This window comes from Streptomyces sp. NPDC001492 (assembly GCF_053597275.1).
Genome location: NZ_JBSFHW010000094.1, coordinates 1 through 16,217, shown reverse-complemented (window position 1 = coordinate 16,217; position 16,217 = coordinate 1). Strand labels below are relative to the sequence as shown.

The 16,217-nt window shown below is 71.5% G+C and carries 16 protein-coding genes; 7 read left to right on the top strand and 9 right to left on the bottom strand.

Translation table 11 applies throughout. The features are described from left to right. Positions 1–52: 52 nt before the first annotated feature. Genes ACWC1K_RS49930 through ACWC1K_RS49920 form a run of 3 tightly spaced genes read right to left on the bottom strand, consistent with a single transcriptional unit; the run spans position 53 to position 3,108 of the window. Positions 53–1,186: an Mrp/NBP35 family ATP-binding protein gene (locus ACWC1K_RS49930; RefSeq protein WP_450840776.1), complete on the bottom strand. Its 1,134-nt coding sequence runs from the start codon at positions 1,184–1,186 to the stop codon at positions 53–55. Between the two features lie 43 nt (positions 1,187–1,229). Continuing rightward, the gene (locus ACWC1K_RS49925) at positions 1,230–1,823 is read right to left on the bottom strand and encodes a DUF1003 domain-containing protein (protein ID WP_450840775.1); all 594 of its coding nucleotides are present in this window, start codon (positions 1,821–1,823) and stop codon (positions 1,230–1,232) included. Beyond that, positions 1,813–3,108: a magnesium transporter MgtE N-terminal domain-containing protein gene (locus tag ACWC1K_RS49920; RefSeq protein WP_450840774.1), complete on the bottom strand. Its 1,296-nt coding sequence runs from the start codon at positions 3,106–3,108 to the stop codon at positions 1,813–1,815. Before ACWC1K_RS49920 ends, ACWC1K_RS49925 begins: the two co-directional genes overlap by 11 nt. A 226-nt stretch (positions 3,109–3,334) precedes the next feature. Between ACWC1K_RS49920 and ACWC1K_RS49915 the strand changes: the two genes are divergently transcribed. Continuing rightward, complete coding sequence (locus ACWC1K_RS49915) at positions 3,335–4,075, top strand: hypothetical protein (protein ID WP_450840772.1); 741 nt, start codon at positions 3,335–3,337, stop codon at positions 4,073–4,075. Positions 4,076–4,160: 85 nt separating this feature from the next. Here ACWC1K_RS49915 and ACWC1K_RS49910 read toward each other — a convergent pair whose 3' ends face one another. Beyond that, a complete protein-coding gene (locus ACWC1K_RS49910) occupies positions 4,161–4,673 on the bottom strand; it encodes a hypothetical protein (protein WP_450840770.1) in 513 nt (170 codons plus the stop codon). A gap of 22 nt (positions 4,674–4,695) precedes the next feature. After that, the gene (locus tag ACWC1K_RS49905) at positions 4,696–5,814 is read right to left on the bottom strand and encodes a magnesium and cobalt transport protein CorA (protein ID WP_450840769.1); all 1,119 of its coding nucleotides are present in this window, start codon (positions 5,812–5,814) and stop codon (positions 4,696–4,698) included. Positions 5,815–6,265: 451 nt separating this feature from the next. Between ACWC1K_RS49905 and ACWC1K_RS49900 the strand changes: the two genes are divergently transcribed. From ACWC1K_RS49900 to ACWC1K_RS49885, 4 genes are all read left to right on the top strand, one after another. Continuing rightward, complete coding sequence (locus tag ACWC1K_RS49900) at positions 6,266–6,862, top strand: suppressor of fused domain protein (RefSeq protein ID WP_450840767.1); 597 nt, start codon at positions 6,266–6,268, stop codon at positions 6,860–6,862. A gap of 164 nt (positions 6,863–7,026) precedes the next feature. Continuing rightward, a complete protein-coding gene (locus ACWC1K_RS49895) occupies positions 7,027–7,668 on the top strand; it encodes a DUF6758 family protein (protein ID WP_115906090.1) in 642 nt (213 codons plus the stop codon). Positions 7,669–7,829: 161 nt separating this feature from the next. Continuing rightward, positions 7,830–8,687, top strand: coding sequence for a PHP domain-containing protein (locus tag ACWC1K_RS49890; RefSeq protein ID WP_450840765.1), 858 nt, complete (start codon positions 7,830–7,832; stop codon positions 8,685–8,687). Positions 8,688–8,761: 74 nt separating this feature from the next. Continuing rightward, entirely contained in the window at positions 8,762–9,367 is a 606-nt protein-coding gene (locus ACWC1K_RS49885) for a MarC family protein (RefSeq protein WP_030929230.1), read from the top strand. Positions 9,368–9,496: 129 nt separating this feature from the next. Here the strand turns inward: ACWC1K_RS49885 and ACWC1K_RS49880 are convergent, their stop codons facing one another. After that, entirely contained in the window at positions 9,497–9,649 is a 153-nt protein-coding gene (locus tag ACWC1K_RS49880) for a hypothetical protein (protein ID WP_185124170.1), read from the bottom strand. A 183-nt stretch (positions 9,650–9,832) separates the two neighbouring features. Between ACWC1K_RS49880 and ACWC1K_RS49875 the strand changes: the two genes are divergently transcribed. Then, entirely contained in the window at positions 9,833–10,726 is an 894-nt protein-coding gene (locus ACWC1K_RS49875; RefSeq protein WP_450840763.1) for an NYN domain-containing protein, read from the top strand. 3 nt (positions 10,727–10,729) lie between these two features. Here ACWC1K_RS49875 and ACWC1K_RS49870 read toward each other — a convergent pair whose 3' ends face one another. Then, positions 10,730–11,620 (bottom strand): alpha/beta fold hydrolase, encoded by an 891-nt coding sequence (locus tag ACWC1K_RS49870; RefSeq protein ID WP_450840761.1) that lies wholly within the window; start codon positions 11,618–11,620, stop codon positions 10,730–10,732. Between the two features lie 118 nt (positions 11,621–11,738). Continuing rightward, the gene (locus ACWC1K_RS49865) at positions 11,739–14,459 is read right to left on the bottom strand and encodes a DEAD/DEAH box helicase (RefSeq protein WP_450840778.1); all 2,721 of its coding nucleotides are present in this window, start codon (positions 14,457–14,459) and stop codon (positions 11,739–11,741) included. Between the two features lie 471 nt (positions 14,460–14,930). On the opposite strand from ACWC1K_RS49865, the gene ACWC1K_RS49860 reads away from it, so the two are divergent. Beyond that, the gene (locus ACWC1K_RS49860) at positions 14,931–15,668 is read left to right on the top strand and encodes a ferritin-like fold-containing protein (protein WP_351483548.1); all 738 of its coding nucleotides are present in this window, start codon (positions 14,931–14,933) and stop codon (positions 15,666–15,668) included. A gap of 48 nt (positions 15,669–15,716) precedes the next feature. Here the strand turns inward: ACWC1K_RS49860 and ACWC1K_RS49855 are convergent, their stop codons facing one another. Beyond that, a complete protein-coding gene (locus tag ACWC1K_RS49855) occupies positions 15,717–15,989 on the bottom strand; it encodes a hypothetical protein (protein ID WP_450840759.1) in 273 nt (90 codons plus the stop codon). Positions 15,990–16,217: the final 228 nt, after the last annotated feature.

The following is a 16,217-nucleotide window of genomic DNA, read 5'->3' as shown; positions in this document are numbered from 1 at the left end:
GCTGTCCAGCTGGACAGCGCCCCCTCCGCCGTATGAGCAGGTCGTGCGGGCCCTAGAACTTGTTCTTCGGGGTGATCCCCAGCGACAGTCCCGAAAGGCCGCGCTGGCGGCCGCCCAGCTTGCCCGCGATGCCGCGCAGGGCCGCGCCCGCCGGGGAGTCGGGGTCGGTCAGGACCACCGGCTTGCCCTCGTCGCCGCCCTCGCGGAGGCGGACGTCGATCGGGATGGCGCCCAGGACCGGGACGGTCGCGCCGGTCGTGCGGGTGAGGCCGTCGGCGACCGTCTGGCCGCCGCCCGTGCCGAAGACGTCGACCATCTCGCCGCAGTGCGGGCAGGGCAGACCCGACATGTTCTCGACCACGCCGACGATCTTCTGGTGGGTCTGCACGGCGATGGAGCCGGCCCGCTCGGCGACCTCGGCGGCCGCCTGCTGCGGGGTGGTCACGACCAGGATCTCGGCGTTCGGGACCAGCTGGGCGACCGAGATGGCGATGTCGCCCGTGCCCGGCGGGAGGTCGAGGAGCAGGACGTCCAGGTCGCCCCAGTACACGTCCGCCAGGAACTGCTGCAGCGCGCGGTGGAGCATCGGGCCGCGCCAGACCACCGGGGCGTTGCCCGGCGTGAACATGCCGATGGAGATGACCTTCACGCCATTGGCCGAAGGCGGCATGATCATGTTCTCGACCTGGGTCGGCCGTCCGTCGGCGCCCAGCATGCGCGGCACCGAGTGGCCGTAGATGTCGGCGTCGACGACGCCCACCTTGAGGCCGTCGGCGGCCATCGCCGCCGCCAGGTTCACCGTCACCGAGGACTTGCCGACGCCGCCCTTGCCGGACGCGACCGCGTACACACGGGTCAGCGAGCCGGGCTTGGCGAAGGGGACCTCGCGCTCGGCCGTGCCGCCGCGCAGAGCGGCCGCCAGCTCCTTGCGCTGCTCGTCGCTCATGACGTCGAGGGTGACGTCGACGCGGGTGACGCCCTCTACCCGGGAGACCGCCTCCGTCACGCGCTGCGTGATCGTCTCGCGCATCGGGCAGCCGGAGACCGTCAGGTACACGGTGACCGCGACCGCCCCGTCCGCGCCGATCTCCACCGACTTCACCATCCCGAGCTCGGTGATGGGCCGGTTGATCTCGGGGTCGTTCACCGTCGCCAGTGCCTCGCGCACCGCGTCTTCGCTAGCCATAGGAACGATGGTACGGCTCGGTAGCCTGAGCCCGGTAAGCCCGTCACCGGTCGTCTACGTCACGTCCCCGCGACCGTTCTGTCGGGAATACGGCATGTTCGTGGTGGCCGTCCTGCCGCCCCTCCAGCTCCTTGACCAGGTCCTGCAGCTCGGAGCGGATCCAGTCGCGGGTGGCCACCTCGCCGAGGCCGATGCGCAGGGCGGCGATCTCACGGGTCAGGTACTCGGTGTCGGCGATGGAGCGCTCGTTCTGCTTGCGGTCCTGTTCGAGGTTGACCCGGTCCCGGTCGTCCTGCCGGTTCTGCGCGAGCAGGATCAGCGGGGCCGCGTAGGAGGCCTGGAGCGAGAGCATCAGGGTCAGGAAGATGAACGGGTAATTGTCGAAGCGCAGCTCGTGCGGCGCGAAGACGTTCCACAGCACCCACGCGATGATGACGACCGTCATCCAGACGATGAACCGCCCGGTGCCCAGGAAGCGCGCGATGCGCTCCGAGAGCCGTCCGAAGGCCTCCGGGTCCCACTCGGGCAGGATCCGGCGGCGGGGCGGCCGCGGCTGGTCGAGGCGGGGCCGTGTGCGCGTGGTCGCCGTCGCACCCGCCGGGGTGCGCTCGCGGCCGGTCTCGCGCTCAGGAGGCATGGGGGGCCGTCCCCTCGTCGTCCTCGTCCTCCAGGTGGAACTCGGTCTCCCGCCAGTCCTCGGGCAGCATGTGGTCCAGTACGTCGTCCACGGTCACCGCGCCGAGCAGCGACCCGGCCTCGTCGACGACGGGCGCCGCGACCATGTCGTACGTCGCGAAGAACCCGGCGACCAGCGGCAGCGTGGCGCCCGGGGCGAGGGCCTGCAGGTCGTCGTCGACGACCGCGCTGACCAGCGTGTACGGCGGCTCGCGCAGCAGGCGCTGGAAATGGACCGTACCCAGGTACTTGCCGGTCGGCGTCTCGTCGGGCGGGCGGCAGACGTAGACCTGTGCGGCCAGGGCGGGCGACAGGTCGGGGTTGCGCACGCGCGCGAGGGCGTCGGCGACGGAGGCGTCGGGGCGGAGCACGATCGGCTCGGTGGTCATGAGCCCGCCGGCGGTCTTCTCCTCGTACGCCATCAGGCGGCGCACGTCCGCTGCCTCGTCCGGCTGCATCAGCGTCAGCAGCCGCTCCTTGTCCTCCTCCGGGAGCTCGGCGAGCAGGTCGGCCGCGTCGTCCGGGTCCATGGCCTCCAGGACGTCGGCGGCGCGCTCCTCCTTCAGCTTGCCGAGGATCTCGATCTGGTCGTCCTCGGGGAGCTCCTCGAGGACGTCGGCCAGCCGGTCGTCGTCCAGGGCTGCGGCGACCTCGGCGCGGCGCTTGGGGGAGAGGTGGTGCAGGACGTTCGCCAGGTCGGCGGGGCGCAGCTGCTCGAAGGTGGCGAGAAGGCTCTCTGCGCCCTGCCCGTGCTCCTCCAGGGAGAAGCCGGTGACGGCGGACCACTCGACGGTCAGGGTCTCGCCCTTGGCCCGCCGGAAGGCGCTGCCCTTCTTGCCCTTGCGGACGAAGACACGGTCGACCTCCCAGTCGCGGCGGGCCGGCAGCTGCTGCACCGACACGTCCAGGACGGTGACCTCCTCGCCGGTCTCGGCGAGCGTGACCCGCCGGTCGAGGAGTTCGCCGAACACGAGGCGCTCGGTGGGGCGCTGCTCGAAGCGGCGGACGTTGAGCACGCCGGTGGTGATGACCTGGCCGGACTCGATGCTGGTGATCCGGGTCATGGGCAGGAAGATGCGGCGCCGGCTGGGCAGTTCGACGACCAGCCCGAGCACTCGCGGGGGCCGCCGCCCGACGCGCAGCATCACGACCAGATCGCGCACCCGGCCCACCTGGTCGCCGTTCGGGTCGAAGGCGGCGACGCCGGCGAGGTGCGAGACGAAGATCCGGGGCGCGCCCGCTGCCATGGCTGCGCCTCCTTTTCGTACGGGTGTCCAGTGCTGTGTGTCGCTGCTGTGCATCTTTTCCGAATCGCCCGCTCGGATGGGCTTCAGGCTAGCCCGTACCGATCGGATCCGCCCTGATGGGAGGTGCGGAGGAACCGGCTCCGCCCGGCCCGAACGGCACCCGTTACTCTGCCGTACGCTGCTGGGGCCCTGCCCCATGTCCCCCGACTGAAAGGCAGCCCCACCTGTGACTGCGATTGCCCTGGGCCGGACCCGTCGGACCTCGCTGGTGAGCGCGGTGTGCGCGCTGGTGGTGACGGGGACGGGGCTCCTTGCGGGATGCAGCGAGGACCCGGACGCGGGCACCAACGGCGTCGGCAAGCTGCCGGCCGCCAAGATCCAGTCGAGGACCAGGGCGGCCGCCGAATCCGCCGAGGCGGTACGGCTCTCCGGGACCGTGGTGACCAACGGGCGGACGTACACACTCGACATGCGCCTGAAGTCCGGCGGCGGCAGCGGCTCGGTCACGTCCCAGGGGGTGGCCTTCGGGCTGCTGCGGATCGGTGAGCAGCTGTACCTGAAGGCCGGCGCGGAGTTCTGGAACCACGCGGACGGCAACAAGGACGCGTCGGCCGGGGGCGCGCTCGACGGCAAGTACGTGAAGGTGCCGCAGGGCGACCCGTCGTACAAGAAGTTCAGCGGGTTCACGGACAAGGACGTCCTGCTCGACGGTCTGCTGACCCTGCACGGCGCGCTCGCCACGGACGGCCACCACGAGCAGGCGGGCACCCGCACCATCCGCATCACCGGGGACAAGGGCGCCGGCGGCACGCTGGACGTCTCCCTGGAGGGCGCTCCGTACCCCCTCCGCCTGGAACGCGCAGGCGGCGCCGGCACCCTCACCTTCTCCTCCTGGGGCAAGGACTTCACCCTCACCGAGCCGAAGAAGAACGAGACGGTCGACTACGGCAAGAAACTCCCGACGTAAGTGACCGCGCCCCGAAGGGGCGCGGGGAACTGCGCGACAAGCCACAATGGCGCCGCAGACGAAGACGACCCATCCCACGGAGCGCCTAGCGGCGCCTGCGCTTCCGAAAAAGCAGCCGCGGCAACCCCGCAGGGATCGGCTGACGAGTAGTCGCCGGCGACGGCAGCGGAGCCTCGGCCAGGCTCCCGTCGGGCAGAGCCGCAGGCGCCCCCGCAGGCTCCAGACGGAGCACCCGGCACTCACGGGCCCAACGGCTCGTCATCGCCTCACCGTCGGGGGCGTTCAGGCGCTTGCCCTTCAGCTCGGCGACAGCCGCCTCCCATTCCGCGGAGCCGGACGGCAGCTCGGACACGGTCGCCGCGAACGTCACCAGCCGCCCGCCCTTGTCCTTGCTGCGCACGGTCACCTCGGCGGAGCCGCCGTCGGCCAGCCCCGGCAGCGGCTGCTCCCCGGGCCCGTCGCCGACCAGGCACACCGCACCCTCGTGCCACACGTGCCACAGCGCGCGGGCCGCGGAACCCGGGCCCCTGACCCAGATGAGGCCGGACTTCTTGGTGGCCTCCTCGACGAGGGCCTGGTCGAGCAGCTCGCTTGTCATGGGCTCAGCCTATCGAGGCGCCTCACAGCCAGCCGTTCCGCTTCAGCGTGCGGTGGATGCCCAGGCAGATGACCCCGGTGAGCATCATGATGACCGGGTAGCCGTACTTCCAGTGCAGCTCGGGCATGTACGTGAAGTTCATGCCGTACACCCCGCACACCATCGTCGGTACGGCGATGATCGCGGCCCAGGCGGTGATCTTCCGCATGTCCTCGTTCTGGGCGACGGACGCCTGGGCGAGGTTGGCCTGGAGGATCGAGTTGAGCAGCTCGTCGAAGCCGATGACCTGCTCCTGGACCCGGGCGAGGTGGTCGGCGACGTCCCGGAAGTACTTCTGGATGTCGGGGTCGATCAGCCGCATCGGCCGCTCGCTCAGCAGCTGCATGGGGCGCAGCAGCGGCGACACGGCCCGCTTGAACTCCAGCACCTCACGCTTGAGCTGGTAGATCCGCGCCGAGTCCACACCGCGCGAGACACCGCCCCGGCGCCCCGGCGAGAACACCTCGGTCTCCACCTCGTCGATGTCGTCCTGGACGGCGTCGGCGACCGCGACATAGCCGTCGACGACATGGTCGGCGATCGCGTGCAGCACCGCCGAGGGGCCCTTGGCGAGCAGCTCGGGGTCGTCCTGGAGCCGGTGCCGCAGCGCCCGCAGCGAGCCCTGGCCGCCGTGCCGGACGGTGATGAAGAAGTCCCGGCCGGTGAAGCACATGACCTCGCCGGTCTCCACGACCTCGCTGTTGGCGGTGAGCCGGTCGTGCTCGACGTAGTGGATGGTCTTGAAGACGGTGAACAGGGAGTCGTCGTACCGCTCCAGCTTGGGCCGCTGATGGGCCTGGACGGCGTCCTCGACGGCCAGCGGGTGCAGCCCGAACTCGCGGGCGATACCGGCGAATTCGTCCTCGGTCGGCTCGTGCATCCCGATCCACACGAAGCCCCCGTCGCGGCGCACCAGGCGCATCGCCTCGTGCGGGGTCATCGGCTTGCCCATGTCGACGCGGGTCCCGTCGCGGTAGACGGCGCAGTCGACGACTGCGGACGGCGTCGAGGGGTCGCGCGTCGTGTCGTACACGCCGGTGTCCTTGCGCAGGGAGATGCGGGACGGCCGGACCGCGGCGCGGAGGTCACGGATCATCGACATGGCTGGCTCCTTCGTGACAGGCAACGCAAGGGCGCCGACGACGGATGGAACTGCCCGGAATGGGGACGTCCTGACTACGTGTGTTTGGCACGTCCACAAAGCGGGGAGCACCGCACCATCGCGGTGGCGAGCTTCGTTACTGATTCGGATCAGACGGATCAGGCAAAACGAAGTGCTCTTCCGCAGGAAGACGTGAGCGTGAAAGGCGGCGGTCAGCCGGAGCCGGATCAGCTGTATCAGCGGCGGGAAGAGCGAGTGGTACTGCACGGGTGACTTCGATCCATGACAGCCCCACCTCCTCCGGCCGGTCCCTCGTAAGGGAGTCTCAATCGGCGTCGGGACTCGATCGCGACGCTTCTGCGTGCTGCCCGAACGACCGGGCCAGAGTACCAGCCGCCCAAACTGTCAAGGCGCCGCTTTGCCCGGAGCTGACGAGTTCTATGCTCGCCGCATGGTTGATGTTCTCCCCCTGGTCGAGGCCCGGTTGCGCAGCGCGCTGGGCGAACCGGACGCGCGCGCGGCGGTCACGTTCCTGGGCACGGACCGTATCGAGGTACTGCGTTTCCGGGACGACTCCGGGGACGGGGGCATCGTCCGCTACGCCACCCTCGGCATGTCCGCACAGCCCATGAGCGACCCCACCGCACCCCTCGCCGACCCGGTCAAGGGCCCGCGCGCGGAGCTGATCCTCTCGGTGCGCGGCGGCCTCGCCGACACCGACAAGGCGCTGCGCCCGCTCGCCGTACTCGCCGCGTCTCCGCAGGTGGAGGGCGTGATCGTGGCCCCGGGCGCCTCGCTCGACGTCGGCGAACCCCTGTGGCCCGGCGCCCCGTTCAGCTCCGTCCTGGTCGCCGAGCCGGGCGGCCTGGTCGAGGACCTCGACCTCGACGAGCCCCTCGATCCGGTCCGCTTCCTGCCCCTGCTCCCCATGACGCCGAACGAGGCCGCCTGGAAGCGGGTGCACGGCGCCCAGGCCCTCCAGGAGCGCTGGCTGACGAACGGCACGGACCTCAGGGATCCGGCCCGCAGGTCCGTCCCACTGGACTGAACGCCGAGTGAGCAAGCTCACCAACACACGGCCGGAATCGGTCAATTGGCAAAGGCCGCGACACCGCACATCCCGCTCCGGTGGTGACGGTTCCGGTGAAGGGTTCCGTCCGGACGGGTGATCGTCCTTGACGTGGCGGAGCGGGGGTAGGACCGTGGGGCCCTATGAGGGGCGAACCCAGTTGCCCGAAGTGTGGTGGCCGGGTCAGGGCTCCCGGACTCTTCTCCGACACCTGGCAGTGCGATGTGCACGGCACCGTGCATCCGCTGCAGCCCGTGATCCCGCCCAGCGTCGAGGCCCTCAGCGTCGTGGTGCATCGCACGCAGGTGCCGGTGTGGATGCCGTGGCCGCTGCCGATCGGCTGGCTGTTCACGGGTGTGGCCTGCGCGGGTGACGACCGCCACGGCGGCCGCGCCACCGCCGTGGCCTGCTCGGGCCCGGGGCCGCTCGGTGGCATAGGGGAGCTGATCCTGGTCGCCGAGGAGCTCGGGGTCGGGCTCGGTGCGCGGTATGCGGGGATCGACGGCCCGGACCCGGGGCCGTACATGAACGTCGAGAAACCCCCCCAGGCCAAGGTGCTGGCCGGCGGGCGGCCCACCCCGCTGTGGCATGTCGCCGGCAGCCCCGACGACCGGGCGGTCTTCGCGGGCGAGGCGCGGGGGCTGTGGCTGTGGGCGGTGGTGTGGCCCGAGCAGTCGGGGTTGCTGATGTACGACGAGCTGGTGCTGACGGATCTGCGGGACGCGGGGGCCGAGGTCGAGCTGGTGCCCTGCGGGGCGCTGTCGCCGCGCTTGCTCGAGCCGTAGCGCCGGGTCGCTGCGCCTGCATGAGCCGTGCGGCCACCGGGGTGGGGTGCCGGCGGTTTCGGTAGGGGGCGCTCGGCCTGTGCGGGTGTGACAGGGGGCCGTGAAAATCCGGTTATCCTTGAACGTCCCCTTCCGTGCCGTCACCGCTTGGAGTCTGCGTAGTGCGTATCGATCTGCACGCCCACTCCACTGCTTCCGACGGTACGGACACCCCGGCTGAGCTGGTGCGGAATGCTGCCGCGGCCGGGCTGGACGTGGTCGCGCTGACCGATCACGACACCACTCGTGGGTATGCCGAGGCGATCGCCGCGGTGCCTGCGGGGCTCACGCTGGTCACCGGTGCCGAGTTGTCCTGTCGTGTCGACGGTGTCTCCATGCACATGCTCGCCTACCTCTTCGACCCCGAGGAGCCGGCGCTGCTCGCCGAGCGGGAGCTGGTGCGGGACGACCGGGTGCCGCGGGCCAAGGGCATGGTCGCCAGGCTGAACGGGCTGGGTGTGCCGGTCACCTGGGAACAGGTCGAGCGGATCGCCCGGGGCGGTTCCGTCGGGCGGCCGCATGTCGCGACCGCACTCGTGGAGCTGGGTGTCGTACCGACCGTGAGCGACGCGTTCACCGAGGAGTGGCTGGCCGACGGCGGGCGGGCCTTCGTCGAGAAGCACGAGACGGATCCCTTCGAGGCGATCCGCCTGGTCAAGGCCGCCGGCGGGGTCACCGTCTTCGCCCACCCGGGCGCCAGCAAGCGCGGCCGTACGGTGCCGGAGGCCGCGATCGCCGAGATGGCCGCCGCCGGGCTCGACGGCATCGAGGTCGACCACATGGACCACGACGAGGAGACCAGGGCGCGGCTGCGCGGGCTGGCCGGGGACCTGGGGCTCCTGACCACGGGGTCCAGCGACTACCACGGCAGCCGCAAGACCTGCGTGCTCGGCGAGTACGTCACGGATCCCGAGGTGTACGGGGAGATCACGCGGCGGGCGACCGGGGCGTTCCCGGTGCCGGGGACCGGCGGAGCCTGAGGAAGCCCTGCACACCCCCCGTTCCCGTCCCTCTCCTTTTCCCGCTCTTTTCCTGCAAGGCGTGTAGCTCACCCATGTTCGACGTCGCCGTCTTCGGCTCCCTGTTCCTGACCCTTTTTGTCATCATGGATCCCCCCGGGATCACCCCGATCTTCCTCGCGCTGACCGCCGGGCGCCCCGGCAAGGTCCAGAAGCGGATGGCCTTCCAGGCCGTGTGCGTGGCCGGCGGTGTGATCACCGTCTTCGGACTGCTGGGGCACCAGATCCTCAACTATCTGCATGTCTCCGTGCCCGCGCTGATGATCGCGGGCGGGCTGCTGCTCCTGCTCATCGCCCTCGACCTGCTGACCGGCAAGACCGACGAGCCGAAGCAGACCAAGGACGTCAACGTGGCGCTCGTACCGCTGGGCATGCCGCTGCTGGCCGGTCCCGGCGCCATCGTGTCCGTCATCCTCGCCGTGCAGAAGGCCGACAGTGTCGCCACGCAGATGTCGGTGTGGATGGCGATCCTCGCCATCCATGTCGTGCTGTGGCTGGTGATGCGGTATTCGCTGCTGATCATCCGGGTCATCAAGGACGGGGGCGTGGTCCTCGTGACACGGCTCGCCGGCATGATGCTCTCCGCGATCGCCGTGCAGCAGATCATCAACGGCATCACACAAGTGATCAAGGGCGCCTGAGCCCCGCGGAGTCCCGGGCATGCGCAGAGCCCCCGTACGGCATCGATGCCGTACGGGGGCTCTGAAGCTGCTGCGGTGATCCGCGTTCGTATGCGTCTGTATGCGTCTGCTTGCGTCTGCTTGCGTCTGTTACGCGGCCGATTCCTCGGCCGGTCGGATCCAGAGGCGCTGCCCGATGGCCGCGGCCTGCTGAACGATCCGGTTGACGGAGGCGGCGTCCACGACCTTGCTGTCCACGGTCGTGCCGTTGACCTCGTCGAGTCGCATGATTTCGAAGCGCATGGCCTCTCCCTTCGTCTCGCTGTGTTCCGTAGTAGTCAACGGGCTGCGTGTTACAAACATTCCCTACGCTAAAGAAATTTTTCGAACAGCTAACTACTAGCCGGTAAGACACCCCCGAGGAGACGGAGGAGACCGACCGGGGCCAGTTGTGTTCGCAGCGTGACCGCCGGGACAATGGAAGCGATGAACGACGACCTCGCGGCCCTCAGCGCCCGCATCGACCGCACGAACGAGCTGCTGCAGCGCATGCTCGCCGAGGTGGCGAAGACGCCCTCGACCCATGCGATCTTCGTCGACGCGGGGTACCTGTACGCGGCCGCGGGCCGGCTGGTGGCGGGGACGGAGGACCGTCGCGCCTTCGACCTGGACGCGGAGGGCCTGATCGAGGCGCTCATCGACCGGGCCCGCACGATCTTCGCGGACAGCCGGCTGCTCCGGGTCTACTGGTACGACGGCGCGCGGCGCCGCATCCACACCGCCGAGCAGCAGTCGATCGCCGAACTCCCCGATGTGAAGGTCCGGCTGGGCAACCTGAACGCCAACAACCAGCAGAAGGGCGTCGATTCGCTGATCAGGACGGACCTGGAGTCACTGGCCAGACACCGGGCGATCAGCGACGCGGCGCTGCTGGGCGGTGACGAGGACCTGGTGTCGGCGGTCGAGGCGGCGCAGGGGTACGGAGCGCGCGTCCACCTGTGGGGCATCGAGGCCCCCGAGGGGCGCAACCAGGCGGAGCCGCTGCTCTGGGAGGTCGACAGCCAGCGCACCCTCGACCTCGACTTCTTCAAGCCGTACGTCTCCCGGCGCACCGCGGCCGCCTACGAGGCCACCGCCGCCCGGCCCGGCCGTGAGGCCGTCCGCTTCGTCGGCGCGCAGATCGCGGCGAAGTGGCTGGCCGCACGGGGCCGCGACTCCCTGGCGGAACTGCTGCCCGGCCACCCCTATCTGCCGGGCTCGGTGGACCAGGACCTGCTGGTGGAGGCGGAGGGCCTGCTCCAGTACTCCCTGCGCGGCCAGGCGGACCTGCGGCGCGCGCTGCGGGACGGGTTCTGGGAGCACCTCCAGGCGCAGTACTAGCCGCTACCGGCTCGGGTTGTTGCGGTCCCAGAAGTCCGCGAAGGCGCGGGCCGTGTCGAGGGGCCGGTCGGTGTTGGGGGAGTGTTCGGCGCCCTGGACGACGGTGCGGTGCGCGCGCAGGCGCCGCGCCATGTCGTCGAGCAGGGGTACCGGCCAGGTGTCGTCGCTGGAACCCGACAGGACGTGGAACGGCAGCGGTACGGCGGCCAGCTCGGCCACGCGGTCCGGTTCGACGCACAACTGGCGGCCCGTCGCGATGAGTTGGGCCGGCTTGTTGCCCAGCCAGCGGCGGCGCAGGTCGTCCTGGTCGTCGAGGCCGCCGTCCAGTTGCCCGGGCTCGCCGGTCTCGGTCTCCTCCGGCGCCTCCATGGCCTGGATCGCCTCCCACACCTCGGCCATGCTCATCACGGCGAGCGCGTCGCGGAGCAGCTTGACGCGCTGCTGCTGGGAGCCGGAGATCTGGGCGGGGCCGGAGGCCATGAGGGTGAGCGACAGGAAGGGCGCGTGGTCCAGCAGGACCGCGGCACGCGCGATCTGCCCGCCGAGGGAGTGCCCGACGAGGTGCACGGGGGTGCCGAGGGCGGCGGCCAGGGCGAGCACGTCCCGCGCCAACTCCTCCTGGGCGTAGGCCGATTCGTCGGTCTCGGGACCGTCGGACTCGTACTGGCCCCGTCCGTCCACCGCGACGGTCCGGTAACCGCGTGCCGCGAGCGGCTCGTGCAGCGGGTTGTAGTCCTCCTTGCTGCCGGTGAATCCGGGCAGCAGCAGCGCGGTTCCCTTGGCGGCGACGCCGTCCGCCACGGGCGCGTCGACGACGGCGAACTCTCCGCGCGCGGTGCGCAGCGCGTACGCGCGGGCGCCGGGGGGCGGGGTGAAGGTCGGGGGCCTGCTCATGGGGTGAGGTTATCCGGCTCGGGTGGCGGGGAGGGGGACGGGCCGGGGCAGCCGGCCGAACGCCGACGGCCCGGCCCCTCCTGTGCGGTGGGGGCCGGGCCGTCGGTGAGTGAGCGCATCAGCTCTCCGCGGCCTCCGCGGCGGCCGCGGCCTTCCGCGTGCGGCGCACCGCGGGCTTGGCCTCGGCCGTGTCGGCCGTGGCCTTGCGGGCGCGGGTGCGCGGCTTGGCCTCGGGCTCCTCGGCGGCCTGTGCCGGGATCTCCGCCACGGCGGCGGCCTTGCGGGTACGGGGCTTCGCCTCCTCGGTGGTCTCCGCGGCGGCGGCCGTCTTGCGCGTACGGCGCGGCTTGGCCTCCGCGACGACAGCGGCCTCGGGGGCTGCTGCCGCCTTGCGCGTACGACGAGGGTTCGCCACCTCCGGCGCCGGGGTGGCGTCCTCGGACTCGGCGACCTTGCGGGTACGCCGACGGGGCGCGGCCTCGGCGGTTTCCACCGTGGCGGCCGTCTTGCGGGCGCGGGTGCGAGGCTTGGCCTCCGTGCCCTCGACGGTGTCGACGACGGCCTCCGCCGCCTTGCGGGTCCGGGTGCGCGGCTTGGCCTCGGGCTCCTCGGCGGCCTGCGCCGGGATCTCGGCCACGGCGGCCTTGCGGGTACGGCGGGGCTTGGCCTCGACGGCCTCGGCCGTATCGACGGCGGCTTCAGCAACGGCGGCGGCCTTGCGCGTACGGCGCGGCTTGGCCTCCGTCGCTTCGGCGGTGTCGACCGCGGCTTCCGCGGCGGCGGCCGTCTTGCGGGTGCGGCGCGGCTTGGCCTCGGTGGCCTCGGCCGTGGGCTCCGCGGCAGCCGTCGCCTTGCGGGTCCGGGTGCGGGGCTTGGCCTCGGTCGCTTCGGCGGTGTCGACCGCGGTCTCCGCGGCGGCGGCCGTCTTGCGGGTGCGGCGCGGCTTGGCCTCGGTGGCCTCGGCCGTGGGCTCCGCGGCAACCGTCGCCTTGCGGGTACGGCGGCGCGGGGCGGTCTCCGCCGGCTCCGGGGCCGACTCGGTGGTGCCCTCGGCGGTGGCGACCGCGGTCTGCGCGGCGGCCGTGGCCTTGCGGGTCCGGGTGCGGGGCTTGGCCTCGGTCGCTTCGGCGGTGTCGACCGCGGTCTCCGCGGCGGCGGCCGTCGTCTTGCGCGTCCGGCGGCGCGGTGCGGCGGCGGGGGCCTCGGGCTCCGGGGCGGCCGGGGCTTCCTGTGCCGCCGGAGCCTCAGTGGCGAGCGGCTCCACGGCCGGCGTGCTCTCCGCGGCCCCGCGGGTGCGGCGGCGACGCGGCTTCGACGGGGCCTGAGGGGCGTCCAGTGCGGGGCCCTCCGCCATCGTGACGGCGGCTTCCGCGGCCTCGGGTGCCGTGGTGGTGGCCGTCACCGGCTCCGAGGCGGCACCGGCGCGGGTGCGGCGACGGCGACGAGGGGTGCGGGGACCGGCGGTCTCCTCGGACGGCGAGAGAGCCGTCGAGGCCTCCGGAGCGGCCGTCGCGTCCAGGGCCGCCCCACCGCGCGTACGGCGGCGGCGACGCGGCGTACGCTCCGTGCGCTCGCGCTCGGTGGACCGGGACTCGCCCCGGCCACCCCGCTCGGGGCGGCCGCCGCGACCGCGTGCACCGCGGCCGCCGGTCTCGCCCAGGTCCTCGAGCTCCTCCGCGTCGAGCCCGGCACGCGTGCGCTCGGCGCGCGGCAGAACACCCTTGGTGCCCGCCGGGATGTTCAGCTCCTCGAAGAGGTGCGGGGAGGTGGAGTACGTCTCCGGCGGGTCGTTGAAGGACAGCTCCAGCGCCTTGTTGATCAGCTGCCAGCGCGGGATGTCGTCCCAGTCGACGAGCGTGATCGCGATGCCCTTGGCACCCGCGCGGCCCGTACGGCCGATGCGGTGCAGGTACGTCTTCTCCTCTTCGGGAGACTGGTAGTTGATGACGTGCGTCACGCCCTCGACGTCGATGCCACGGGCGGCGACGTCGGTGCAGACGAGCACGTCCACCTTGCCGTTGCGGAACGCGCGCAGTGCCTGCTCGCGGGCGCCCTGGCCGAGGTCGCCGTGGACGGCGCCGGCCGCGAAGCCGCGCTGCTTGAGCTGGTCGGCGAGATCGGCCGCGGTGCGCTTGGTGCGGCAGAAGACCATGGCCAGTCCCCGGCCGTCGGCCTGCAGTATGCGCGCGACCATCTCGGGCTTGTCCATGTTGTGCGCGCGGTACACGTGCTGCGAGGTGTTCGCGACCGTCGCGCCCTCGTCGTCCGGCGCGGTGGCGCGGATGTGCGTGGGCTGCGACATGTAGCGGCGCGCGAGGCCGATGACGGCGCCCGGCATGGTCGCCGAGAACAGCATCGTCTGGCGGCGGGCCGGCAGCAGATTGATGATCTTCTCGACGTCGGGCAGGAAGCCCAGGTCGAGCATCTCGTCGGCCTCGTCGAGGACAAGGGCCTTGACGTGCTTGAGGTTGAGCTTCTTCTGGCCCGCGAGGTCCAGGAGCCGGCCCGGGGTGCCCACGACCACGTCGACGCCCTGCTTGAGGGCCTCGACCTGGGGCTCGTAGGCCCGGCCGCCGTAGATGGCGAGGACGCGTACGTTGCGCACCTTGCCCGCGGTCAGCAGGTCGTTGGTGACCTGCGTGCACAGCTCGCGGGTCGGGACGACGACGAGCGCCTGCGGGGTGTCGGTGAGGTCCTCGGGCTTCGCGCGGCCCGCCTCCACGTCCGCGGGGACGGTGACGCGCTCGAGGAGCGGGAGGCCGAAGCCCAGCGTCTTGCCGGTGCCGGTCTTGGCCTGGCCGATGACGTCCGTGCCGGAGAGGGCGACGGGGAGGGTCATCTCCTGGATGGGGAAGGGGGTGACGATGCCGACGGCCTCGAGGGCCTCGGCGGTCTCGGGAAGGATGCCGAGATCTCTGAACGTGGTAGTCAGGGTGCTGCCTCTTCTGTGTGCGCGGTGCGAGGCGAGCGCGGGGGGTCTTTGACGGACCGTGCCGGGGACGTCGGCTGCCATACGGTCAGGCCGTAAGGCACGGGACCACTGCCGACGCTCTAGCGCTCGTACCGCTGAGGGTGTCCCTCCGGACGCCGTACGCAATGTGCCGTACGGGCTTGGAGGGCTGTCGGGTCGGAGCCGATCGGGCCACCGACCGGGCATCCTCATACGTGCGGCCCGTCGAGTAGTCGGCAGGCGCATTACCACCATACCCCGGAATCACGCACACGCGATGGCCGATTTGGTCACGTAGCCGTCATCACACTGATTGACCAGGGACTTCCAGGGCTCGGCAAGCGGACTATTGTGCGCTTCATGACGACGCCTGACAACACCTCTGACGCACCCGCCGAGCAGACCGGAGTGGCCGCCCAGGACTGGGGCCGGGCCTCCGCGGACCCGCAGTACCGGGCCGCGGTCGTCGATCTCCTCGGTGCCCTCGCGTACGGCGAACTCGCGGCGTTCGAGCGGCTCGCCGAGGACGCCAAGCTGGCGCCGACGCTGGCGGACAAGGCGGAGCTGGCCAAGATGGCGTCGGCGGAGTTCCACCACTTCGAGCGGCTGCGCGACCGGCTCACGGAGATCGGCGAGGAGCCCACGCGCGCGATGGAGCCGTTCGTCGCCGCGCTGGACGGCTTCCACAAGCAGACGGCACCCTCGGACTGGCTGGAAGGGCTCGTGAAGGCCTACGTCGGCGACTCGATCGCCAGCGACTTCTACCGCGAGGTGGCCGCGCGGCTCGACTCGGACTCGCGTGAGCTGGTGCTGGCCGTGCTGGACGACACCGGGCACGCCGGCTTCGCCGTGGAGAAGGTGCGGGCCGCGATCGACGCCGACCCGCGCGTGGGCGGCCGTCTCGCCCTGTGGGCCCGGCGTCTCATGGGCGAGGCCCTGTCGCAGTCCCAGCGGGTCGTCGCGGACCGCGACGCGCTGTCGACGATGCTCGTCGGCGGCGTCGCGGACGGCTTCGACCTCGCCGAGGTCGGCCGGATGTTCTCCCGGATCACCGAGGCCCACACCAAGCGGATGGCCGCCCTCGGACTGGCCGCCTAGCTCTCGCTTCCCTGGTCGTCCTGGTCGTCCTCGTCGTCCCGGTCGGGGTCACGCCGGCGCTGATCGCCGGCGGAGTCTCCCGGCCGGGCGCACCAGCAGGGAGAGCGAGGCCGCGGAGACGATCGCCGCGCCGAGCAGGATCAGCAGGAAGTTGCCCGGGTCCAGCGCGCTGTGGGTGACGAAGGCGCCGAAGAGGGCGCCGGCCACACCGGTCGTGAGCACCAGCGAACGGTTGGGCAGACGGTCGGACAGACGGCGGATCGCCGCCCCTGCCAGCACGAGACCGAGAAGTGCGGAGCCGAGCGCTTCGAACAACAACATGGGGTCCCTCCCACACGGCCACACTGCCCATCACGGTCGTAGCCCGTCATACCCGTGACCTGCGGAATGCAATCCTCCCCTGTGCGTGACTTGTGCTCCAGTTGTGGAGAAAAAACCTGGGGTGAAGCCGGAGGCTGCACTCCGGTCGACAACTTCGACCCCGACAATCCGCGCTACCACTGCACGCAGACCTCCACGTCCAGCCCGGAGCCCTCGCCCACGCCCACC